General features: G+C 56.8%; 14 protein-coding genes. 2 read left to right on the top strand and 12 right to left on the bottom strand.

The annotated features are described in order from the left end of the window. Nucleotides 1–103: 103 nt before the first annotated feature. The 9 genes from purL to nosZ all read right to left on the bottom strand — a co-directional run bounded on the left by purL (nucleotide 104) and on the right by nosZ (nucleotide 15545). On the bottom strand, nucleotides 104–4117 hold the full coding sequence (gene purL / locus J1777_RS06630) for a phosphoribosylformylglycinamidine synthase (RefSeq protein WP_207575027.1): 4014 nt from the start codon (nucleotides 4115–4117) through the stop codon (nucleotides 104–106). 173 nt (nucleotides 4118–4290) lie between these two features. After that, on the bottom strand, nucleotides 4291–6471 hold the full coding sequence (locus J1777_RS06635; RefSeq protein ID WP_207575028.1) for a putative bifunctional diguanylate cyclase/phosphodiesterase: 2181 nt from the start codon (nucleotides 6469–6471) through the stop codon (nucleotides 4291–4293). Nucleotides 6472–6609: 138 nt separating this feature from the next. Continuing rightward, a complete protein-coding gene (locus tag J1777_RS06640; RefSeq protein WP_207575029.1) occupies nucleotides 6610–7248 on the bottom strand; it encodes a nitrous oxide reductase accessory protein NosL in 639 nt (212 codons plus the stop codon). Between the two features lie 19 nt (nucleotides 7249–7267). Next, entirely contained in the window at nucleotides 7268–7810 is a 543-nt protein-coding gene (locus tag J1777_RS06645) for a nitrous oxide reductase accessory protein NosL (protein WP_207575030.1), read from the bottom strand. Next, nucleotides 7807–8622 carry an ABC transporter permease gene (locus tag J1777_RS06650; RefSeq protein WP_207575031.1) on the bottom strand — a complete coding sequence of 272 codons (816 nt, stop codon included), beginning with the start codon at nucleotides 8620–8622 and terminating at the stop codon, nucleotides 7807–7809. Before J1777_RS06650 ends, J1777_RS06645 begins: the two co-directional genes overlap by 4 nt. 32 nt (nucleotides 8623–8654) lie before the next feature. Then, entirely contained in the window at nucleotides 8655–9584 is a 930-nt protein-coding gene (locus J1777_RS06655; RefSeq protein ID WP_207575032.1) for an ATP-binding cassette domain-containing protein, read from the bottom strand. After that, complete coding sequence (locus J1777_RS06660; RefSeq protein WP_207575082.1) at nucleotides 9559–10782, bottom strand: nitrous oxide reductase family maturation protein NosD; 1224 nt, start codon at nucleotides 10780–10782, stop codon at nucleotides 9559–9561. Before J1777_RS06660 ends, J1777_RS06655 begins: the two co-directional genes overlap by 26 nt. 107 nt (nucleotides 10783–10889) lie before the next feature. After that, nucleotides 10890–13526, bottom strand: coding sequence for a NosR/NirI family protein (locus J1777_RS06665; protein WP_207575033.1), 2637 nt, complete (start codon nucleotides 13524–13526; stop codon nucleotides 10890–10892). Between the two features lie 96 nt (nucleotides 13527–13622). Then, nucleotides 13623–15545: a TAT-dependent nitrous-oxide reductase gene (gene nosZ, locus J1777_RS06670; protein ID WP_207575034.1), complete on the bottom strand. Its 1923-nt coding sequence runs from the start codon at nucleotides 15543–15545 to the stop codon at nucleotides 13623–13625. Nucleotides 15546–15790: 245 nt separating this feature from the next. On the opposite strand from nosZ, the gene J1777_RS06675 reads away from it, so the two are divergent. Together J1777_RS06675 and J1777_RS06680 are read left to right on the top strand one after the other, a co-directional pair. Continuing rightward, nucleotides 15791–16270, top strand: coding sequence for a c-type cytochrome (locus J1777_RS06675; RefSeq protein WP_207575035.1), 480 nt, complete (start codon nucleotides 15791–15793; stop codon nucleotides 16268–16270). Between the two features lie 58 nt (nucleotides 16271–16328). After that, a complete protein-coding gene (locus J1777_RS06680; protein ID WP_207575036.1) occupies nucleotides 16329–17396 on the top strand; it encodes an FAD:protein FMN transferase in 1068 nt (355 codons plus the stop codon). 98 nt (nucleotides 17397–17494) lie between these two features. On the opposite strand, the gene J1777_RS06685 is transcribed toward J1777_RS06680, so the two are convergent. The 3 genes from J1777_RS06685 to J1777_RS06695 form a co-directional block, all read right to left on the bottom strand. Further along, nucleotides 17495–18736 carry a PLP-dependent transferase gene (locus J1777_RS06685; protein WP_207575037.1) on the bottom strand — a complete coding sequence of 414 codons (1242 nt, stop codon included), beginning with the start codon at nucleotides 18734–18736 and terminating at the stop codon, nucleotides 17495–17497. 85 nt (nucleotides 18737–18821) lie between these two features. After that, complete coding sequence (locus J1777_RS06690; RefSeq protein ID WP_207575038.1) at nucleotides 18822–20177, bottom strand: alanine/glycine:cation symporter family protein; 1356 nt, start codon at nucleotides 20175–20177, stop codon at nucleotides 18822–18824. 162 nt (nucleotides 20178–20339) lie between these two features. Continuing rightward, on the bottom strand, nucleotides 20340–22583 hold the full coding sequence (locus tag J1777_RS06695) for an NADP-dependent isocitrate dehydrogenase (RefSeq protein WP_207575039.1): 2244 nt from the start codon (nucleotides 22581–22583) through the stop codon (nucleotides 20340–20342). Between the last annotated feature and the right edge of the window lie 265 nt (nucleotides 22584–22848).

Raw genomic sequence — 22848 nt, forward strand, 5'->3', positions numbered from 1 at the left:
CGCACACACGCACGGTAGTTTTAGGCATAAAAAGAGCTTCTAACGCTTACCAATAAAGCGTTAGAAGCTCTTTTTTTAGCAGCCCATCCTGGCCGCTATTTTTTTACCCCAACCACTTGCGGGCATTGCGCCAGACGCGCATCCAGGGGCTGGCCGCGCTGGGGTCGCCGCTGGTCCAGCTCATTTGGATATTGCGGAAGACGCGCTCGGGGTGCGGCATCATGGCCGTGAAGCGCCCGTCGGCCGTGGTCACCGCCGTCAGGCCGCCGGCGCTGCCGTTGGGGTTGAAGGGATAGACCTCGGTGGGCTGGCCGTGGTTATCAACATAGCGCATGGCCTGCACCACCTGATCGGCGTTACCGCGTGCAGCAAAGTTGGCAAAACCCTCGCCGTGCGAGACAACAATGGGCAGGCGGCTGCCCGCCATGCCTTGCAGGAAGATGCTGGGGCTGTCCAGCACTTCCACCATGGACAGACGCGCCTCAAAGCGGTGGCTTTGGTTTTGCGTGAAGCGCGGCCAAGCCTGGGCACCGGGGATGATGTCGGCCAGCTCGGCAAACATCTGGCAGCCGTTGCACACGCCCAGGGCAAAGGTGTCACCCCGGCCAAAAAATTGCTGAAACTGCTCGGACAGGCGTTCATTGAAGGTGATGGAGCGCGCCCAGCCAATGCCCGCACCCAGGGTGTCGCCGTAGCTAAAGCCCCCGCAGGCAACGATGCCCGCAAAGTCTTGCAAGTGCGCCCGCCCCGCTTGCAGGTCGCTCATGTGGACATCCACCGCATCAAAGCCGGCTGCGGCAAAGGCAAAGCCCATTTCCACCTGCGAGTTCACGCCCTGCTCGCGCAGGATGGCCACGCGCGGCTGGGCTTGCAGGTTCAGGTAGGGGGCGGCCACGTCGTCCTGCGGGTCGAACGTCAGGTGCACGTGCATGCCGGGGTCGTTGGCCGCGCCAGCGGCGGCGTGTTCGCTGTCGGCGCAGGCGGGGTTGTCGCGTTGCTGGGCGATTTTCCAGCTCACGGCATCCCACACCTGGTGCAGGTTTTCCAAGCTGGCCCCAAAGACTTTTTGCGCATCGCGCCAGATTTGCAGCTCGCCCTTGCCCATGTCCACCGGGCTGGAGGCCGGACGCGTCTTGCCAATAATGTGGCTGCACTGAATCAGGCCATGCTCACGCAGCACCTGCATGACTTGGCTGCGCTCGGCGGTGCGAATTTGCAGCACCGCGCCCAGTTCTTCGTTGAACAGGGCCCGCAGGGTCAGGTCTTCGCGGCGGCCGGCGATCTGCTGGCCCCAGTTTTTGCCCTCGCCCGAATCCATGCGGCCATCGGTAATGCCGTCGCCTTCGGTCACCAGCATGTCCACGTTCAGCGCCACGCCAACGTGCCCGGCAAAGGTCATTTCGGCCACCGTGGCCAACAGGCCGCCGTCGCCCCGGTCGTGGTACGCCAAGATCAGGCCTTGCTGGCGCAAGGTGTTTACGGCGGCCACCAAGGCCTTCAAATCGTCGGCATTGTCCAGGTCGGGCGTGGTGTTGCCGCTTTGGCCCAGCACCTGCCCCAGGATGGAGCCGCCCATGCGGTTCTGCCCCCGGCCCAGGTCGATGAGCACCAGCGAGCTGTCCGGCTCCTGCGCATCGAGCTGCGGCGTGAGCGTGCCGCGCACGTCGTCGATGGCGGCAAAGCCGGTAATGATCAAGCTGACGGGCGAGGTGACTTTTTTCAGCACTCCGTCCTCTTGCCATTGGGTGCGCATGGACAGGCTGTCCTTGCCCACAGGGATGGAAATGCCCAGTTGCGGGCACAGCTCCATGCCCACGGCTTTGACGGTGGCGTACAGATCGGCATCTTCACCCGGCTCGCCGCACGCGGCCATCCAGTTGGCCGAGAGCTTGACTTTGGACAGCTCGATCGGCGCGGCCAGCATGTTGGTAATGGCTTCGGCCACCGCCATGCGGCCCGAGGCCGGGGCGTTGATGGCCGCCAGCGGGGTGCGCTCGCCCATGGCCATGGCTTCACCCTTGAAACCGGTGAAGTCGGCCAGGGTGACGGCCACATCGGCCACCGGCACCTGCCAGGGGCCCACCATCTGGTCGCGGTGCGTCAGGCCCCCCACGGCGCGGTCGCCAATGGTGATCAAAAAGCGCTTGCTCGCCACCGTGGGGTGGGCCAGCACGTCAATCACGGCTTTTTCCAGCGGTACGCCGGTCAGGTCCATGGCCGGCAGGGTGCGCTGCACGCTGGTCACGTCTTTGACCATCTTGGGCGGCTTGCCCAGCAGCACATCCATGGGCATATCGACGGGGAATTTCTGGTCGCCAGACTCCACCGCCGTGTCTTCCAGCACCAGCTGGCGCTGTTCGGTGGCCACGCCGATGACGGCAAACGGACAGCGCTCGCGCTCGCAGAAGGCCTGGAACTGGGGCAGCGATTCAGGGGCAATCGCCAGCACGTAGCGCTCTTGGCTTTCGTTGCTCCAGATTTCCTTGGGTGCCAAGCCCGATTCTTCGAGTTGCACGGCCCGCAGGTCAAAGCGGGCACCGCGCCCGGCATCGTTGGTCAGCTCGGGGAAAGCGTTGGACAGGCCGCCCGCGCCCACGTCGTGAATGGCCAGGATGGGGTTGGCCGCGCCTTGCTGCCAGCAGTGGTTGATGACCTCTTGCGCCCGGCGCTCGATCTCGGGGTTGCCGCGCTGCACCGAGTCAAAATCCAGCTCGGCGGCATTGGTGCCCGTGGCCATGGAGCTGGCCGCGCCCCCGCCCATGCCAATGCGCATGCCGGGGCCGCCCAGTTGGATGAGCAGCGTGCCGGCGGGAAATGCGATTTTCTTGGTCTGCTGCGCCTCAATCACGCCCAGGCCGCCAGCGATCATGATGGGCTTGTGGTAGCCACGCACCACCTCACCCACCTGCTGCTCGTACTCGCGGAAATAGCCGGTCAAATTAGGGCGGCCAAACTCGTTGTTGAACGCTGCGCCGCCCAGCGGGCCTTCGACCATGATCTGCAAGGGGCTGGCAATGTGCGCCGGTTTGCCCACGTCGCTGCCCCAGAGTTTGGACACCGTAAAGCCCGTCAGCCCCGCCTTGGGCTTGGAGCCCCGGCCGGTAGCGCCCTCGTCGCGGATTTCGCCGCCCGCGCCGGTCGATGCGCCGGGAAAGGGCGAGATGGCCGTGGGGTGGTTGTGCGTTTCCACCTTCATCAGCACATGGTGCAAGGCTTTTTCTTTTTGATAGCTAGGAGCGCTTGCCTGCTCTGCGTTTCCATTGTATTTGGCTATAAAACGCTCGACCTCATGGCCTTCCATGATGGAGGCGTTGTCGGCATAGGCCACGATGGTGTGCTGGGGCGAGGTGGCCTCGGTGTGGCGAATCATGCCAAACAACGATTTCTCCTGCGCCACGCCGTCGATGGTGAACTGGGCGTTGAAGATTTTGTGGCGGCAATGTTCGCTATTGGCCTGGGCGAACATCATCAGCTCTACATCCGTGGGGTTGCGCCCCAGCTTGGTGAAGGCATCGACCAGGTAGTCAATTTCGTCGTCGGCCAGGGCCAGGCCCCAGGCGGTATTGGCGCGTTCCAGGGCGGCGCGGCCACCGCCCAGCACATCGACGAACTCCATCGGCGCAGCTTGCAGGGTGCTGAACAGCTGCTCGGCCTCAGCGCGGGTGGCAAACACCGATTCGGTCATGCGGTCGTGCAGCAAGGCGGCAATGTGCTCGCGCTGCGCGGCGGACAGCTCGGCCTTGCCCCCCAGCAGCCCGCCCTTCAGGGCGATGGCGTATTCGGTGATGCGCTCCACCCGGAACACGTCCAGGCCGCAGTTGCGGGCAATGTCCGTGGCCTTGGAGGCCCAGGGCGAAATCGTGCCCAGGCGCGGGGTGACGACAAACACCGCATCGCCCTGCCCTGGCACCGCGGCCGACTCACCATACGTTAGCAAGGCCTGCAAGCGCTGCTGCAAAGCACTGTCGGGGGCGCTTTGGCTCGCCACCAAGTGGACAAAACGGGCCGTGATCCCGGTGATTTTGGGGTGAATGGCGACCAGGTCGGTCAAAAGCTGTTGGCTGCGAAACGCGCTCAGGGCGTTTGCGCCCTCAAACTGTGTCAGATGCAAAGTCACAAGACGGCCTATGGGCAAAAAAGAATGGAAGTGGAAAAGAAAAGGGCAAAACGCAGGTGAACCACACCCGGCCCCTGTGCAAGACGGGGCCCGGCAATGAAGCATTGGGGAAACCACGCATTTTACCGGGGCAACGCCCCCACTGCGCCCACACCGGCGCATGGGCCAAAGGATTAGCAGGCTTTCCAGCTGTCTTGCAACAAAAATGGCTCCAGCTCATGGGGCAAGCGCGGGCGGCTGAAGTAGTAGCCCTGGGCTTCATCGCAGCCCAGGGCTTGCAGAAATTTCAGCTGCTCCTGGGTCTCCACCCCTTCGGCGGTAATGCGCAAGCCCATGGCCTGGGCCATGCGCACAATCGCATTGACCATGGCTTTATCGGCATCGCCATTGTCCATATCGCGCACAAAAGACTGGTCAATTTTGAGCTTGTAAGTGGGCAGGCGCTTGAGCTGGGTCAGCGATGCATACCCGGTGCCAAAGTCATCAATCGACAGGCGCACGCCCAGCTTTTGCAGTTCGGCCACGGTCTGCTCAACGGCCACCACCTCGCTCATGGCCGCGCTTTCGGTGAGTTCGAGCTCCAAGACCTGGGCAGGGATGTTGGCCTGCTCCAGCACCTGGCGCACCAAATCGGGCAGCTGGGGCTGGTGAAACTGCCGGGCCGACAAGTTCACCGACATGGTCAAGTGCAGCAAGCCTTTGTCGCGCCACGCTTTGAGCTGCTGGGCCGCTGTGGCCATGACCCACTGACCAATGGGCAAAATCAAGCCGCTGCTTTCTGCAATCGGAATAAATTCAGCCGGGGAGACGGCACCCAGCTTCGGATGCTGCCAGCGCAGCAACGCCTCCACGCCCAGTATCTTGCCGGTGTTGGCATCGACCTGCGGCTGGTAGTGCAAGCACAGTTGCTCGCGCTCTAAGGCACGGCGCAACGCGTTTTCCAGCTCCAGGGCCCGCATCGACTGGGCCTGCATCTGCGAAGTAAAAAAACGGTAGGTATTGCGCCCTTGGCGCTTGGCGCCATACATGGCCATATCGGCCGACTGCACCAGGGCATCAAAATCGCGCCCATCCTGCGGGTACAAAGCCACACCAACCGAGCAGCCCAAGGTCAGCTCGTGCGGCCCCACTTGAAAGGGCGCATTAAAGGCCTGGGCCACTTTGCCCGCCACCCGCTGGGCCCCGGCCGCATTCGCACGGGGCAGCAGCAGCACAAATTCGTCGCCGCCCAAGCGGGCCACGGTGTCGTATTCGCGCACGGTTTGACTCAATCGTTTGGCGATGTGGGTCAGCAGGCTGTCCCCAACTTTGTGCCCCAGGGAGTCGTTGATGTGCTTGAAGTGGTCCAAGTCCAAAAACAGCACCGCCAGCGGTGTGTTGCTGCACTGCGCTTGTGCAATCGCCTGCTGACTGCGTTCGGCCAACAAAGAGCGATTGGGCAGGCCAGTGAGCGGGTCGTAATGGGCCAGCCAATAGATGTGCTCCCGGTCGTATTTGCGCTCTTGGATTTCTTTGTCCAAATTCTTGGTCGTATTGACCAACGCATGGGTGCGTTCAGAGACCACCCGCTTCAGTTCGGCATGGGCTTGGCGCAGGGCTTCCTGGGTCTGGCGGCGCTCGGTAATGTCCATAAAAATCCAGACCGTGCTGCCATCGTCCAAGGCCTTGCTGCGGGTCTCGCAAATCAGCTCGGCTCCATCTTGGCGGCGCAAGTTCAGCTCAGCGGAAAACACTTTGCCCATCGCCAGCGTGGGGGCGTAATCGGCCAGTTGCGCAGCCCAGTCGCTGTCGCTGGCAAACCAGTCCCGCGCCGCCTGGCCGCACAACTGCCCTGGGGCGTACCCCAGCATTTGCTCGGCATGCCGATTGCACTGCACCACCTTGTGCTCGCGCACATACACCACCCCCACCATGGCGTGATCGAGCAAGATTTGGGTTTGCAATTGAATAGCATCAAGCTTTGAACGCATAAGTATTTGCGCGTCCACATCATCCAAAGTCCATATAGAGCCTTCGGAAGGGGCTTCTGAATTAATGAATCGCCCGGTCAAACTGGCCCAAAACAAGCTGCCATCTTTGCGCCGCATTTGCCGCAGGCTGCGAAAGGTGCGCCCTTGCGCCATTTCGGCAAAAGCATCGCGCCCCAGCGCCCGAAACGCATCGCGCGACGGATGCAATAAGTAGCTGGCCTGTCCCAGCAAGGATGCGCTGTCAGGAAAGCCAAAAATTTCAGCAAATTGCTGGTTGCAGCGCTGTATGGCCCGTTTTTGAATAAACGCTACACCGATGTCCGTACTTTGTAACAAAGTCTGTTGCTCGCGCAGCGCACGAGCCAAGGCAACGGCCACCTCCATCTCGCACGCAAGGGAGCCCTTTGCCACTAATTGATCATCCGTCATGGATCGGTGCTACTTTAAAATTGTTTACAACCGTAAAATAGTGTCACAAAACCAATAACCGACTGTTTGACCCCCATCAAAGACAGAATCTAATCAAGGTTTTTTATCAATTTCTGCATGCTGGTGGCTGCCTGCCGGGGCTAACGAGGCGACGATTTGCGCATCCACCTGCGCATACGCCAACACCTGCCCCCCACGGCGCTGGGCAAAAGCCTGGGCAGCACCAGCATCAGAAAACGCCGGCAAATTGCCCGAGCGCATGGGCCCCAAGGCGTTCGAGCCGTGCACATAAAAGGCCGATTCTGCAGCAATCCACGCTGGCGGGGTTGGTTGGGCACTGTCCGTAACGTAAGCGGCCACAACCTCTTGCACCCCCCGCCCCGGCATGAAGCGCTCCATGTTCTGCACAAACAGGAAAAAAGACACCGGGGAATCAAAAAAATGGGCATCGCCATTGTTAAAAATCACCTGCGCTGCCCACTCTTTGGAACGTGCCGGAAACATGCCACACACCGGGCAACGGGCATCGACAGGGATCGGGCGAGCAGCGCTCAAGGCCAGCCCCGATGCAGGATCGTAAGCAGAAGGGGGCGCATCCAGGCACACCTCGGCCTCGGGCAGTTCTACAGGCGCAGCGGCAAACCGCTTCCACCCGACAACACCCGTGCCAACAGTGATCCCGGCCAGCAGCAACCCGCCCAAAGCCTTGCGCCGTGCGCAACAGTACGCCATAGCACCGCCCTCGCTGACTTTACATGCGCGTGTCGTGCAAAGCACCGCCGGTCAAATCGACCATGTCCAGCTTGATGCCGTCGTAGGGATAAACAGTGCCACCATATTCGCCAGCAAATTTTTCCGCATCCGCTTTCTGCGCAAAACTGGCAATGGTGGTACCCATGGAGCCATGGCGCTTGCTGCCCACGACGTAAATGGCTGTTTTGGCATCAATCCAATGGCCCTCGGGGTGCTCCCAATCGGCTTTGCCCATGTCCTGCACATACACCATGCGCACTGCACGCACCTGCTCCCCAGCCAACAAGGTGTTAAAGAGTTCAACCGTATCGCAGAAAAAAGATGGTTTTTCTTGTCCGGCGTAATGGATTTGCGCTTTCGGGCCCGCATAGTCAATGAGCAGCATGCCATCAAGTTCGCAGGAGGTTGCACGGTCAATCTCCACCGGGGCCAAGGCCTGCGCTTGCACCGCTTCGTCACTGCAGCCCGTCAAAACCCCACCCCCTAAAGCCAAGACCAAAGCCAACGATGCGGAACGCGCAATATTTAAAGAAAAACTCATGGTTTAAACCTCCAATTTGCCACAGCCAGGGGCAAAACAATCCACGCCAACATAACGCCACCCATTTTGAGCGGGTTGCCCAAAGAAGCCGGCATCACACTGGCCAATCCATACAAAGTACGAACATCTTCCAAAGAGAAAACATTCAAAATACGAAACACATCCGCTGGATTTAACAACAACATCCAGGCAAACGAATCACCAGCAAACTTGCCGCCTGTGGTAACCAAAACTCCTAACAAAATCAAATCAAATACCAGTACAAAGAAAAACCAGGTCGCAATCGCCATGCCAGAAGCACGGGTACGGTCACCGGCAATGACAGAAATCAACACCGCAATACTGAGAAACGCCAAACCCAGTAAAACGGAACTAAAAATAAATCCAAAATAATGGAACAAGGCATTGGCATCCATATGCTGCCAAAGCAACACGGCCACCACTCCAAAACCAATCAAGGTTGATAAGGTTAAAGCCAGGGCCAAACCCAAATACTTGCCCAACATCAGCTCAAACCGGGTAATTGGCAAAGCCAGCAACAAGCCCAAAGAGCCCCGCTCACGCTCGCCCACAATCGCATCAAATCCCAAGAGCAAGGCAATCAAAGGAATCAAATAAATGACCAAGCTGACCAAGCTGGCAATCGTCACCTCAATCGAGCGAAAACCAACCATGCCTTGCTGGGCACTGCCAAAATAAGCAATGACCACAGAAAACGCGGCAAACACCAAAGCCACGGCCAGCACCCAGCGATTGCGAATACGGTCCCAAAATTCTTTGGAAGCAACAGTAAGAACAGGTTTAAATTCCATGAATACAACTTAATCTTTAAATACTGAGGAAATTACCGCGAGAATCCAAAAAACATATCTTCCAAAGAAGGCTCCAGCAAACGGATATCTTGCAAAGCCAATGGTGCCAGCACCGCCAAAACCGCCATTTTTTGCTCCCGGGAGCACTCAAAACGCACGCCCTGGGGCAGCATCACCGGCTCGGCCTGCACCAGGGTGCGCACAGCTTCAATCACTTGGCTTTGCCGCTCAGCAGCAACATCCACCTCTACCACCAAAGGCAAACCTGTATCTTCTCGCAATTGCTGAACACTGCCTTGGGCTTGTAATTTTCCAGCGGCTAAAATCGCCAAGTTATCTACCCGCTCTTGCAATTCCGAAAGAATATGTGAGGTAATAACAATCGTCACGCCGGTTTGCTGTAACTCGCGCAAGGTGAAATAAAAATCACGAATTGCTTGCGGATCCAGACCATTGGTTGGCTCATCCAAAAACAGCACTTCTGGCTTGCCAAGCAACGCCTGGGCAAACCCCAGCCGCTGGCGCATACCTTTGGAATACTCGCGAACGGCCCGCTTGCCGGCATGCGATAAGCCCACCTTGTCCAGAAGCGATGGACACTCCTGCAAAGAGGCTCCTTTGAGGCGGGCAAAAAAATTCAAAGTTTCCAAACCACTTAAGTTATCGTAGAGAACCACGTTCTCGGGCAAATAACCCAATTTTCGACGCGCGGCACGAAAGTTAGGCCCGGCCACATCGGCACCCGCCACCGTAATATGTCCGGATGTGGGTCGCTCCAGCCCCAGCATCATTTTGAATAAAGTGCTTTTACCGGCGCCGTTATGACCAATCAAACCAAAAACCTGGCCTTGCGGTATTTTTAAATCAACACCATCAACAGCATGCACGGCGCCATAATGTTTGCGCACATCGCGCAAAACTATGGCTGATTGTTCTTTATTGGCCGGGGAAGTGTTTGCCACGCCATTTACTCCATTCTTCGTATTGAGGGCGCATGCGCGGGAGGGGATCCACCACCGAAGGCACACGCAAAATTGGGAATTGCTGACTGACTAAGCGCAGCGCCTGCACCGCTGGGCTGGCCATCAAAAGCTTGACACTAGGGTGCCGCCACGTCAGGCGATCGACCATATCGTTGGCTTCGTAAGGCACATCGCCAATTTCATTGCCATCGCGATCCCAGCCAATGTAATTACTCCAATGGTTGCCACTGCGTTCACCCCAAATTTGATCACGCGAACCGACAAAGCGCACTTGCTCACGGTTAGAGATGAAGTCATTGCCTTCAATTTCATTGCGTGCCGAACCGGCCAAATGAACGCCTACAAAATTATCAACAACAATATTATTTGTTATTTTTGTATACTCAACATCATAAATAAAAAAACCACGGTTATTACCTGCAACCACATTGCCTTCAATCACAGAATCTTGCAAGGTACGCAACATAATTCCATGATCAGAATTACCCCACGCACGGTTATTTCTCACCTCTTGGTTGCGCACTTCCATCAGCGCCAAACCACCTCGATTATAGTAAGTATCATTATCCTCCCAAACATTATAATAGGAGTTCATATAGTGGGTACCATAACGGCTATTGTGCAGCTTATTCCCTTTAAAAATAGCATGGTGCGAAACATCCACATACAGCGCATCGCGCACATAACTAATTCTATTATTCAGAATTTTCGCGCCTTTGGTGTTGTACAGTTGTACCCCATTGCCTCGCAAAGGTGAATTGTATTCGCGCTTACCAGTAATATTATTATTTTCAATAAGAACATCATTTGCTTTTTCTATCCACAAACCAAAAAGGTTATAAGACAAATAGCAATTGCGCACAATTGCGCGGTGCGAACCAGGATAAAGGTAAATACCGGAATTTTGATTTTTCAAGCTATCGCCAGAGTCGCTAACAATCAAACCTTCAAGCACCACATCCGGTGCGGTCACCCGGATGGTGTCACCTGTATTACCACCGCTGATCGTCGGCCGATCAATACCGCGCAAGGTCAGCGGCTTATCAATCAGCAGATTGACCAGGTACTTGCCGCGCGCCACCTCCACGACATCGCCAGGGGCGGCGGCAGCCACCGCTGCCGCCAAATCATCCCCTGGGTGCACCGAAATGGTGGCCGCTTGGCCCACACTGCACATGGTCAGCGCAAGCCCAAGCGGGGCTATTTTTTTAGAGTAAAAAGCCTTTAATCCAGCGTCAATGAAGCGTGAAAAGCTATAAAAATTGAAAATAGGTATCACATTCTTCACGGCGTAAACAGCCCCAATGCTTGCAGCACCAGAAACAGGGCAGCACCAATCATTAAATTCTTAAAGGCAACGTAGCTCATCATGTCAAACCAACCCGCAACACGGTAATGGTCGTGCCACCACAGGCCATCTTTGACGTAGCGACGACCAGACATCCTAATCAGCACTTCGTACACGCTCCAGCCAAACCACCAGCCAATAATGGCCCCCGAAGAGAGGTGCCCCATGGCCGTCATCACCCACGCCACAGTGGCGGCCACGGCCAAGGCAATGCCCGCCATCTGCAAAGCACGCTTGCTGCGCCAGCCTTCGCTGCTCCAAGGCCACAGGTGATCGCGTACCTCGAGCAGCACCCACTTGAACAGCCCAACGTCACGCTTATGCGCTGGCAGAGTGGGGTCGGTAGGCATGCGCGGATCCACACCGTCTTTGGCTTTGGGCGAAATCTGATCTTCAAACTTGGCCGGATGGATAGGAATAAAGTAACCATTCTTACCAATGGGCGTGATTTCCAAACCATCGCGCTCGCGGCGTTTGCGCTCTTTGGCCAAGGGTGGGCAGCCTTTGGTATCGGTGTACAAAATCATGCAATCGAGGCAGTGCAAGCACTCGCGATGGTCAATACGGCCATCCACATCGATCGCCTGAGCACCGCAGCCAACAGCACAAGCTTTGCAGCTATTACAGTCTTGTTTGCGCTTTAAGCCAAACCAGCGGAAGGTGCTTGGAATGGCCAGCGAAGCACCCAAGGGGCAAATGTATTTGCAATAAGGGCGTTCAATAAAGATAGAGACACCCAAAATAACCGCCACGAACAAACCGTAGGGCCACGAACGGTTCATTACCCCGACAAGGAAAGTTGTTTTAAACGGCTCGACTTCAGAGAGCTTCTCAGCCCACCCCATCGAGAACAACGAAACCGTGAGCAGAAAGAAAAAGACGATGTACTTGCCCCACTTCAAACGGTCATGCCATTTTTGGGGCAGCTGAGTTTGAAAGCGTTTAAAACCAATCGCTTTGGCGATTTTATAAATCGATTCTTGCAAAGAACCAAACGGACACATCCACCCGCAGAACAAGCCACGGCCAAATAAGAACACCGTTACGATAATAAAGATCCAGAATAAGAAAATAAACGGATCCGACAAGAACAATGACCACGTCCACTGAAATAATAACGCGTGAAACCATGTCAATACCTGGGTGATCGACGGCTGCGCCATCAGCACAAAACCGATCCAACCCATGCTGATGGCCCAGAAAATATATTTAAATCCGTTCACCGGCCATTTATTTTTATGGGTTGATAAGCGTGTTAGTTTTTCACGGAAGGCATACACAATCGTCACTGCCACCAAGATAAAAGCAAACAGGGCAATTTTTACCGCTTGCGTTTTCCAGACACGCACCCAGGGGGCATCAGGCTCTTGAACTTTTGGACGGCCACCCTCCAGCATTTTTTCAGGAAGCCAGTATTTGGATTCAAAAACTGCAAAGCTGCGATGTCCAGTGGCACGATCTATCCGATTGCCTAAAAAAGCCAAGCGCCAGGGGTAAGCAGCAGAGAAAGCATGGGAACGAATGATAAAAATACCCGCTTCGTTATAGCGCGGTGCATTTTCAGCATCTAAACCGTAGAGGTTTAAATAATCCAAATCACGGAAGGTAAAGGCATCCGCACCTTGCTTGACTTGCACGCGGTCAAAAATACCACCACGCACAAATCCGGAACCTTTAAAAGACTCTTGACCTGCGGTTTTAATAATGAAAAATGCATTCTCTCCCTCTTTGAGGTCAGATTGCAAACGTTCAAAATTATTTTTACCGATCAGGCTGATACCGATATCCGGATGGTTCAAATCACCAAACCATAACTCGATAAATGGCTCCGTGCTGCGCGGCAAGCCCACTTGCTCAGGCTTTACCAAAAGGCGCTGAACGGCACCCAGTTTTACCAAATCATCCCAAGTATATTTTTTTTCTGTAGTAATAAATTTAGCCGGATCACGAACAGTTGGCTCAATAATTCCAGTTTGCCGTCCCACAGCCTGACCCGAAAGCTGAATCACTTGGTTTTGTGCAATCACGGTGACGGTCGCACCTGAAATGGCATCAACACCCAAGATATTCTCATCAGGGCGTGAAGGACCAACCTCAATATTGTCACTTGCTGATTTACCCAGGTACTGGTTATTGAAATTAATCAGGGCAGATTCAGGAATACCCAATAGCAAAATAGGCTCAGAATGCTTGAGCACTTTGACACCCACATATTTACCTTGGGTATCCATACCAATGAGTGTTACCACTGGCTTGCCAGAGTAAGCCGGAGTATCAGTAATATCCGTGGACAGCATGACATAGCCCAGTAATTTTTTCTGGGCAGAATCGTTGTCATATGCCTCAACATAAGGAGGCTGTCCTTTGCGCTTTGAGAAATGCGTTGCACCAGGAAAAACATCGGTGCACGGCAACAGCGAGCACATATCGGGTGTGGTCGCTAAATTAGCCGGCAGCTCTGCCTCATACGCCGTGGACGAGGCAGCCAAGGCATGGGGAGAAGTCCCTGCCGCTACCACAGCCAAAAACAAAAAAAATAACCAGGCAGTAAACCGATGACGCAGAGAAGACATCTGACTATCCAATAGATAACAGGCACCACGGGGTGCCTGTGAAAAAATCGCTCATTTCCCCCGCCAACACCGCGCGGGGGAAGTTACGAGGGCCGCTTAAGCCTCAACAATCATCCGTGTACGCATTTCAAGGTGCAAAGCGTGGCAGAAGGTTGAGCAGTATGCCCAGAACACACCGGGCTTATCTGCCACAAAGGTTACCGATTTGGTTTCCAGCGGGTTAATAATAAACTGAATGTTGTACTTTGGAATAGCAAAACCGTGGGTCAAGTCTTCAATTTTATCCAAGTTGGTCAAAATCAAAGTCACTTCATCACCTTTTTTCAGGGTAAATTCTCGCATCGAGAATGCAGGTGCTTGCGAGGTGATTTTTACGGTTACTTTTTTGCCATCACGGAAAACACCCGATTCTTTCGGATCTTTAATGGCCAGCGGGGATTCATCCAAATCATAGACTTGCTTGGTTTTGATAATATCGCGCTTAAAGATGATAAAGTCATGCGGCTCACCACGCACGGGGTGATCGGCCAACAAGACCATTTTGTCGCCGGAAATATCAACAATCTGCTCATTCTCTGGGTGGAAAGGCCCCACCGGCAGAAAGCGGTCTTTAGAGAATTTGCACCCTACGGCCAAGTATTTGCCGTCAGCGGCCTTGGTTTCAGATTGTGTGGCGTTGGTGTGGCCGGGCTGGTAATGCACGTCCAAGCGGTCAATGATGTATTCAGCCGTTTTATCGCCATTGTGATAAGCGATGGCTTTTTCCACGTTCCACTTGACCATCTGGCTGTCCAAGAACAGCGTCGTGTAGGCGTTGCCACGGCCGTCAAAGGCGGTGTGCAGTGGGCCCAAGCCGACTTCCACTTCAGCGACGATCGAATCGTCAATGTTTTGCAGCTTGCCATCAAACCAATCCAGCACTTTGCTCAGTTCAATGGTGGTGGTGGTGGGGGAGAGCTTGCCTGCGCAAATGAAGTACTTGCCATCGGGCGAGGCGTTTACACCATGGGGGTTTTTGGGTACGGACACGTAGCCAGTCAGGGCGGTCAGCGGATCCTTGTTCGCTGCCTGGGTGCCGTCCACCACCGGCACTTTGGACGTGCCATAGGTGGTGAACTTACCGGCTTTCACAGCCTCTTCAATGCGGGCAATGTTGAAGAACAGGCAAGCATCGCGCTCTGCCGACATCATGTCTTCATAGTGCACGCCCATTTCCACGTTGTACTGATTGGTTGCAGCCAACTTGCCGTCGTAGGAGGTGGCGGTCAAGTCGCAGTTGCCGTCGATCAGCACTTGCCAGCGCACTTCCATGGTTTCTGCATCCACACACGTGAACAGCGAACGGTATTTTTCCGGGACGTTGGCATCGGTGCCATCGTTGGGCAGGGGAATGGAGAACTCGGCACCGCAAAAAACTCGGGTGGTGTAGTTGATGGCGGGATCGACCGGATCGGCCTTGTCGGGGAAAATTCCGTGGAAACCCTGGACGTTAGGCAGCGTCGTGATCTTGTCGCAAACAAAATAATCCAAGCGAATACGGGCAATGCGGCTGTTGAGCTTGTCGTTCACCCATGCGTAACGACCATCGTAGTTGCCGTCCTTGTACGAAGCGTGCAAGTGGTGCGTGTCGGCCACGTTGTACAGAGGGCCGCCTTCGGCATTACGCCCCATTACATCCAGGGATTCATTGGTAATCCCCCAGCCAACCAACGCATCGGGGCGGAAGCAAGGAATGCGTAGCAGCTCGCGCCCAGATGGCATGCCAAGTACACGCACATCACCGTTGTGACCGCCGCTCCACAAGCCGTAGTAGCTATCAAGTTCACCAGGTTTGAGGTGAATCCCCGACGCTGCAGAGGATGTCGCTGCGGAGGCAGCTGGCGCGGCCGCAGGGGCAGCGGCAGGCGCGGCTTTTTCGGTACACCCTACAACACCTGCCAGCCCAGCCAGCGCAGCAGTGTTAAGGAACTTACGACGGGCCGGTACGGCCTCTGTTTCGGGACGGTTCGATTGACTCATGGTGTTTTATATCTATGTGGTTAAGCCTCTAGGGCCAAATATCCCTAGGGAAATGACCTTAGGGCAAGTACTAGTGTCCATGGCCCCAGATTTTGCACATTGATGCATATCAAATGTATATTCTTCAAAGTCGTTCAAACTACGACGCATCCAACGGGGCCTGGGTACTGCCAGTGTCGGCCAAGTGCCGATTGCAAAGCGCACTCCGTTTTCATTGTTACCTCAATACTTAAAGAAAGTCCAATATGAAAAAACTTCCTCTTGCCGTGGCTATCTCGGCTGCATTGCTGCTGGCTGCCTGCGGTAAAGAAGCCCCTAAAGCCGAAGCGCCTGCTGCGGCTCCCGCTGCTGCCCCTGCTGCTGAGGCCCCTAAAGTTGAAGCACCGGCCGCTGAAGCGCCTAAAGCGGCAGAGGCTGCACCGGCTGCTGCACCCGCTGTCGCCGAAGCACCGAAAGCTGCGGAAACCGCCAGCATCGATGGCAAAAGCGTTTACAACAAAACCTGCTCCATGTGCCACGCCGCTGGCGTGGCTGGCGCACCCAAACCGGGCGATAAAGAAAACTGGGCTCCGCGCATCGCCCAAGGCACCGAGACCCTGTACAAGCACTCTATTGAAGGCTACACAGGCAACAGCGGCATGATGCCCGCCCGTGGTGGCAATCCCAAGCTGACCGACGATGAAATGAAGGCGGCCGTTGATTTCATGGTTGCTCAATCGAAGTAATCAGGCCATCCAGCCATCCAGTCATCAACGAATGGCTGCTTAAGAAAGGAAACGCACCATGGCAGACTCCGGCATCCCTGCAGGACAGATTTCTCGGCGGCGCTTTGCGCTGGCCGTCCCCATGCTGGGCAGCCTGGGGTTGCTGGCCACCCCTTCGGTATGGGCCAACGCTGCCCATGCCCATGCCGCCGCCCCTTTGCAACGCGCCAGCCGCGTGCTGATGGGCACCCAGGTGGATATGGTGGTTTATGGTGCGTCCTCCTCGGCCCCAGCGCTGCAAGCGGCCATGGAGCGGGCATTTGCCCACATGCAAACGCTTGAAGCCATGATGAGCCGCTTTCGCAGCGACAGCGTGCTGCAGCAAATCAATGCACAAGCAGGCAAGGCGGCCGTTACCGTTCCGCCAGAAATGATGGCGGTGCTGGAACAGGCCCGCAGCGTTTGGCACGCCAGCAACGGCGCGTTTGACCCCACGGTGGGTGCTTTGGCTGCTTGGCGTTTTGAGCCTGGGGTGCAGGCCATGCCCAGCACGGCCCAAATTTCTCAAGCGCTGCAGCACATCGGTGCCGATAAGCTGCAGCTCTCTGCCTCGAACAACACCGCCCGCCTCACCCAATCGGGCATGGCCCTGGATTTGGGCGGCATTGCCAAACTGCCCATCTTGGCGGCCGGCCTGGCAGCACTCCAAGCCCAGGGGGTTGAAAACGCCCTCATCAATGGCGGCGGCGATGTCGTCACCATAGGCCTGAACCAAGGCAAAGCCTGGCGCATCGGCATCCGCGACCCACGCCAGCCAAGCCAACTATTGGGCGCTGTGGCCATTGAAGGCCAGGGCGTGGTGGCCTCCTCGGGCGATTACGAGCGCTGTTTTGAGCGCGATGGTCAGCGCTACCACCACGTACTCAACCCCCGCACCGGCTGGCCGACCACCCAGGTGCATGGTGTTGCCCTGGTCGCCCGCGATGTTGCGGCGGTGAATGGCTGGGGCACCGCACTGATGGTGCAAGGCCCAGCAGCGGCCCCCGCCTGGAGCCAGCGGCACCCCGAAGTGGCCCTTTTGCTTGCTGACCGCGACGGCCAAGTGTGGCAAAACGCCAGCATGGCGCAGCAGTTGCAAACGGCATAAACCACCTGCGCCCCTGGTAAAAAAGCCCATCTGCAACAAAGCCCATCTGCATTACAGATGGGCTTTTTTGCTGGAGGCGCTGTGCTGGCCTTCACGAATCAGTGCACGCCTTGCCCACGCCACGCGTGCCCAAAGGCATGGCCGTAAGCTTGGGCCACATCCCGCTCTAAGTCTGCAGCATCTTCGAGGCCAATACACAGCCGGACCAGGCAACCAGGCAGCACGGCCCCCCGGCCTAAATCGCGCATTTCATCCAGGGCATACGGCATGACCAAACTGATATGGCCGCCCCAGCTGTAGCCCAGTTTGAACAGCTGCAGGCGATTGCAAAAATCATCCACCTGGCTTTGCGGCGCATCGAACACCACACTAAAAATACCGGCCGCCGCGCCTGCAGGATTTTCTGGCGTGGCACACAGCTGCTGCCAATGGGCATGGCCAGGGCTGCTGGCAAACGCTGGGTGCAGCAGCTGCTTGACCGCATTTTGGCGCTGCAGGGCCGCAACCAATTGGCGGGCTGTTTTGTCTTGCGCGTGGTAGCGCAAAGCGGTGCTGGGCAAGGAGCGCAGCACCAGCTCCACATCGTTCATGCCCACGCCCAGCCCTAGGCGCATATGCGCCAGCTTTAAGCGCATGTGCACCGCGTGATCGCGGGTGATGATGCTGCCCATCAGCACATCGCCCCCGCCACTGGGGTATTTGGTCAGGGCATGGGCCGAAATATCGACCTGCACACTGCCGCCATCGCGCAGCAGATCAAAGGGCAAAAATGCCAAACCAGCGCCCCAGGTGTTGTCCAGCGCTGACAGGGCCCCGTGCTGGCGCACCAGCTGCACCTGGGCGAGCAAATTCGGAAATTCCATGGTGACCGAACCGGGCGCTTCCAGCCATACCAGCTTGGTGGCGGGGCTGAGTTTGCTGCGCAAATCCTCTACATCCATAGGATTAAAAAAGGCGTAGCGAATGCCATAGCGGGCCAACTCATGCTGGGCAAAATCCTTGTTCGGGCCGTAAGCATTGTCAGGAATCAACACCTCATCGCCCTGGCTGAGCAGCGCCAGCGAAATGGTGCTGATAGCCGCCAAACCGCTGGGCACCAGCAAGCATTGCTGCCCGCCTTCGAGCGCGCATAAACGCTCTTCCAAAGTGAAGGACGTGGGCGTGCCGTGCAGGCCATAGGTGTAGCCACTTTTGTCCAGCCAGCGGCGGCTGCGCATGGTGGCCACATCCGGAAAGAACACGGTCGAGGCCTTGTGCACCGGCTGCTGCGGTGCAGAAAACTCGGTCGGCGCGGCGTAGGGATGGTGGATAAGGTGGGTGCTTAAATGCGGATTAGTCATAAAACAATAGCACTTTGCGCTTTAATATCAATGTTTTTATAAAAAATACCTTTAAAAGTAAAGATACATCAGCGCAAGCAGCTCCTTAATTGTTGGTTTGTTGGTCAGAGAAATACTCTCGCGTCAGCTGCACGATCACCGGCGAGAGCAGCAGCAACGAGAGCAAGTTGGGGATGGCCATCAAGGCGTTCAAAGTATCGGCCACCAACCAGGCAAAATCCAGCGTGACCACCGCACCACAAAACACTGCCAGCACCCACGCCAGGCGAAACGGTTTTTCTGCCCTGGTGCCCACCAAGTAATCCCAGCATTTTTCGCCGTAATAGGCCCAGCCCAAAATCGTGGTGAAGGCAAACACCGCCAGCGACAGGGCCAGCACATACTTGCCCACGCCAGGCATGGCGGCCTCAAACCCCTGGGTACTGAGCAACGCGCCGCTGGCACCGCTGTTCCACACCCCACTGACCACAATGGCCAGCCCGGTCATGGTGCAGACGATGATGGTGTCGATAAAGGTGCCCATCATGCCCACCAGACCGGAAAAAACCGGGCTGGTACTTTGTCCGGCCGCCTGGGCAATGCCGGCCGTGCCCAGCCCCGCCTCGTTGGAGAAAATACCCCGCGCCACCCCCATGCGCATGGCCATCAGCATGGTGGAGCCGGCAAAACCGCCCACCGCCGCCGTGGGGGCAAAAGCTTGGGTGATGATCAGCTCGAACGCGGCCGGAATGCGGTCAAAAAACACCCCCAGCACCCATAGCACGCACACGATGTAGAGCACGCACATGGCTGGCACCAGCTTTTCTGCGACCGCGCCAATGCGGGTAATGCCGCCCAGAATGACCGCCGCCGTCAGCGCCGCCAGCACCACCCCACTGACCCACAAGGGCAGCGCAAACGCCCCTTCCATGGCCGTGGCAATGCCATTGGATTGCACCATGGCACCAATCCCAAAACCGGCCAGCCCCCCAAACACGGCAAACGCCGTGCCCAGCCAGCGCCAATGCGGGCCCAGGCCATTTTTAATGGCGTACATCGGGCCGCCCACCCAGCGCCCCTGGGCGTTTTGCTCGCGAAAGCGCACGGCCAGCACCACCTCGGCGTACTTGGTGGCCATGCCCACCAGGGCCGTCATCCACATCCAAAACAAAGCGCCCGGGCCGCCCACAGCAATCGCCGTGGCCACGCCGGCAATATTGCCCGTGCCCACGGTGGCCGACAGCGCCGTCATCAGCGCCGCATAGGGCGAAATATCGCCCGCTTGGCCCTCCTTCACCCGGCGGCTTTGCCAAATCATGCGAAAGCCGTAGCCAATTTTGCGCAATGGCAGCAGTCCCAGCCGCAGCTGTAAATACAAGCCTGTGCCCAAAATCAGCACCACCATGGGGATGCCCCATACCAAGGCATTAACGGCGTTGAGCCATTGGGTTAGTTGCGCCATAGCACCTCTTTTTTTTACCGATTAACAACAAAAAAAGTCACGGGCCGCACGGTCCATGACTTGGGGGAGTTTTTTTAAACGCGCGAGCTTACCACCGGAAAAACACGCTCGTACCATAAAAAAACGCCGCAGAACGCGGCGTTTTTTAGAGCCTAAAAAGGCTTAAGCCAAGACGGCAACAGCGTCAATAGCTGCATTAAAAGTAGCGCTTGGGCGCATCACCGCATCCAGCTTGGCCAAGTCGGGTTGGTAGTAGCCACCGATGTCGGCCGGTTTGCCCTGCACCGCTGCCAGCTCGGCCACGATGGCCGCTTCGTTGTCGGTCAGCTGCTTGGCAATCGGGGCAAACTTGGCCGCCAGGGCAGCATCCTCGGTTTGCGCAGCCAAGGCCTGGGCCCAGTACATCGCCAGGTAGAACTGGCTGCCGCGGTTGTCGATCTGGCCAACGCGGCGGGCGGGGGACTTGTTCTCATCGAGCAACTTGCCCGTGGCCTGGTCCAGCGTCTTGGCCAGCAGCTTGGCCTGGGCATTGTTGTTTTTGATGCCCAGGTCTTCCAGCGACACAGCCAGAGCCAAAAATTCGCCCAGCGAATCCCAGCGCAGGTAGTTTTCTTCCATCAGCTGCTGCACGTGCTTGGGGGCCGAGCCGCCCGCGCCGGTTTCGTACATGCCGCCACCGGCCATCAGGGGCACGATGGAGAGCATCTTGGCGCTGGTGCCCAGCTCCAGAATGGGGAACAGGTCGGTCAGGTAGTCGCGCAGGATGTTGCCAGTCACCGAGATGGTGTCCAGCCCACGGGCCACGCGCTCCAGCGTGTAGCGCATGGCGCGTACCTGGCTCATGATCTGGATATTCAGGCCGGTGGTGTCGTGGTCTTTCAGGTAGCGCTCCACCTTCTTGATCAGCTCGGCCTCGTGCGGGCGGTAGGGGTCCAGCCAGAACACGGCGGGCATGCCCGAGTTGCGGGCACGGGTCACGGCCAGCTTCACCCAGTCGCGGATGGGCGCATCTTTGACCTGGCACATGCGCCAGATGTCGCCCTGCTCGACGTTTTGCGTCAGCAGCACTTCGCCGGTGGCAATGTCCACGATGTTGGCCACACCGTCTTCCTGGATTTCAAAGGTTTTGTCGTGGCTGCCGTATTCCTCGGCCTTTTGTGCCATCAGGCCCACGTTGGGCACGGTGCCCATGGTGCGCGGGTCAAAGTTGCCGTGCCATTTGCAGAAGTTGATCATCTCCTGGTAGATGCGGGCAAAGGTGGACTCGGGCATCACGGCCTTGCAGTCGTACGGCTTGCCGTCCGAGCCCCACATCTTGCCGCCGTTGCGGATCATGGCGGGCATGGAGGCATCCACGATGATGTCGTTGGGCGAGTGGAAGTTGGTAATGCCCTTGGCCGAATCCACCATGGCCAGCTCGGGGCGGTGCTCGTGGCAAGCATGCAGGTCTTGGATGATTTCTTCGCGCAGCGAAGTGGGCAGGGTCTGGATTTTTTCGTACAGCGTGGCCATGCCGTTGTTCACGTTGATGCCCAGCTCTTCGAACAGCTTGCCGTGCTTGGCAAACGCATCCTTGTAGTAAATTTTCACGCAGTGGCCAAACACGATGGGGTGCGAGACTTTCATCATCGTCGCCTTGACGTGCAGGGAGAACAAAATGCCTGCCTCTTTGCAGTCTTCCAGCTCGCGCTCGTAGAACTCGCACAGGGATTTTTTGCTCATGAACATGGAGTCGATGATCTCGCCTTCGAGCAGCTTGACCTTCTCTTTGAGCACCACGGTCTGGCCGGATTTGGTCTCCAGCACCATCTTCACATCACGCGCTTTGTCCAGCGTCATGGATTTTTCGCCGTGGTAGAAGTCGCCCTCGTGCATGTGCGAGCAGTGGGTTTGCGACCACTGCTTCCATTCACCCATCGAGTGCGGATGCTTTTTAGCGTAGTTCTTCACCGCTGCCGGGGCGCGGCGGTCAGAGTTGCCCTCGCGCAGCACGGGGTTCACGGCCGAGCCCAGGCACTTGGCGTAGCGGGCCTTGATGTCTTTTTCTTCGTCGGTGGTGGGGTTTTCCGGGTAGTCAGGAATCGCGTAGCCCTTGCCCTGCAGCTCTTTGATGGCCGCGATCAGCTGACCCACCGAGGCGCTGATGTTGGGCAGCTTGATGATGTTGGCTGAAGGCTCCAGGGTTTTTTTCCCCAGCTCGGCCAGGGTGTTGGGCACCCGCTGGCTCTCGGGCAGGCGATCACTGAACTCACCCAGGATGCGGGTGGCAACAGAGATATCGCTGGTTTCCACTTTGACACCGGCTGTGGCAGCAAACGCTTGCACCACAGGCAAGAAGGCACCCGTGGCCAAGCGAGGGGCTTCATCCGTCAGGGTGTAGATGATGGTCGGTTGTTGTGTCGTCATTGCGTGCTTTTGGCTTGAATTAGGTTGCTCGGAATCAGGGCGCAGGCCGTGCCCGCTGCCCTTCTTGGCAGTGTCTTGCATTTTGAATACAGCGTCTAGCTTGTGACCAGGCTGTATTTCACATTACTGCAAGCTTCTTCCACCATACAAAATTCTAACCGCTAACGGCGATTTTTCCTAACTCTTATAGAAGACTTGGGCAAAATCTTCTATAAGACTGCAACAAGACTGCCACAAGTCAAAACGCGCCCCCGTGCCCACGTGG

It is taken from the genome of Comamonas denitrificans (genome assembly GCF_017368815.1).
GTDB lineage: Bacteria > Pseudomonadota > Gammaproteobacteria > Burkholderiales > Burkholderiaceae_C > Comamonas > Comamonas denitrificans.

Bases quoted from the DNA above. Each gene is read 5' to 3' on its own strand.
- J1777_RS06635 (WP_207575028.1), bottom strand. From the start codon at position 6,471: ATGGAGGTGGCCGTTGCCTTGGCTCGTGCGCTGCGCGAGCAACAGACT.
- J1777_RS06640 (WP_207575029.1), bottom strand. From the start codon at position 7,248: ATGGCGTACTGTTGCGCACGGCGCAAGGCTTTGGGCGGGTTGCTGCTG.
- J1777_RS06645 (WP_207575030.1), bottom strand. From the start codon at position 7,810: ATGAGTTTTTCTTTAAATATTGCGCGTTCCGCATCGTTGGCTTTGGTC.
- J1777_RS06650 (WP_207575031.1), bottom strand. From the start codon at position 8,622: ATGGAATTTAAACCTGTTCTTACTGTTGCTTCCAAAGAATTTTGGGAC.
- J1777_RS06660 (WP_207575082.1), bottom strand. From the start codon at position 10,782: ATGTGCAGTGTGGGCCAAGCGGCCACCATTTCGGTGCACCCAGGGGAT.
- J1777_RS06665 (WP_207575033.1), bottom strand. From the start codon at position 13,526: ATGTCTTCTCTGCGTCATCGGTTTACTGCCTGGTTATTTTTTTTGTTT.
- nosZ (WP_207575034.1), bottom strand. From the start codon at position 15,545: ATGAGTCAATCGAACCGTCCCGAAACAGAGGCCGTACCGGCCCGTCGT.
- J1777_RS06675 (WP_207575035.1), top strand. From the start codon at position 15,791: ATGAAAAAACTTCCTCTTGCCGTGGCTATCTCGGCTGCATTGCTGCTG.
- J1777_RS06680 (WP_207575036.1), top strand. From the start codon at position 16,329: ATGGCAGACTCCGGCATCCCTGCAGGACAGATTTCTCGGCGGCGCTTT.
- J1777_RS06685 (WP_207575037.1), bottom strand. From the start codon at position 18,736: ATGACTAATCCGCATTTAAGCACCCACCTTATCCACCATCCCTACGCC.
- J1777_RS06690 (WP_207575038.1), bottom strand. From the start codon at position 20,177: ATGGCGCAACTAACCCAATGGCTCAACGCCGTTAATGCCTTGGTATGG.
- J1777_RS06695 (WP_207575039.1), bottom strand. From the start codon at position 22,583: ATGACGACACAACAACCGACCATCATCTACACCCTGACGGATGAAGCC.